Origin of the sequence: Vaccinium witches'-broom phytoplasma str. VAC, from assembly GCF_000309405.1 — a bacterium.
GTDB lineage: Bacteria > Bacillota_I > Bacilli_A > Acholeplasmatales > Acholeplasmataceae > Phytoplasma.
On sequence record NZ_AKIN01000095.1, the window covers coordinates 1 to 667 of the forward strand.

A 667-nucleotide genomic window follows, 5' to 3' on the forward strand; every position below is an offset into this window, starting at 1 on the left:
TTATGGGACTTGATTTTTCCGCTGTCCTCTTGGGCTAACGTCAAAGAATTATAGTTTAACGTCATTACGGACATGAAGACTTTATTTTTTTTTATTTTTCTAATTTCTTGATAGCTTTTTCTTTCATGTTTTTTACTTGTTTTAAAGATAAATTGAGCTTTTCAGCTATTTTGGCATTGTTATAACATCTTTGATAATCTTCATTGATATTTCCTAAAGGAACACCAAAACTTAAATGGATAATTTTGAATTCGGTTTTGCTTAATTTAGCTTTCATTTTTTTTAAAAAAATTTCATGATTAACTTGTTTGATCCATAATTGATGGGGATTAGGATTGTTTATTTTATTAGGTTCGTATGTTTTTTCTTGAAAAGAAAGATTATTAGTTTTATGATTTTTTTGAGGAATAGAAGGTGAATGGCTTTTTCTTATTAGTTCTCTAATTTCTGATTTGATAGTTGGCGTGGCGTAAGAAATGAAGTCATAACCTAAATCTTGGTAATGATTGAGGGCTTTGATTAATCCTAAAATCCCTTCTTGGTATAAATCCTTTTTTTGAAGGACACGCGGATAATATTTAAATTGCTTAACTAATTTATTTACTAATGGCAAATGTAAATCGATTAGTTGATAACGAATTGTTAAATTCTTTTTATTTTTTAAAAA

1 protein-coding gene is annotated in these 667 nt (G+C 27.1%); it reads right to left on the reverse strand.

All coding sequences use genetic code 11. From position 1 onward, the window contains the following. Window positions 1–91: 91 nt before the first annotated feature. A partial coding sequence (locus tag RI68_RS02080) for a sigma-70 family RNA polymerase sigma factor (RefSeq protein WP_017193594.1) occupies window positions 92–667 on the reverse strand: 576 nt, incomplete at its 5' end.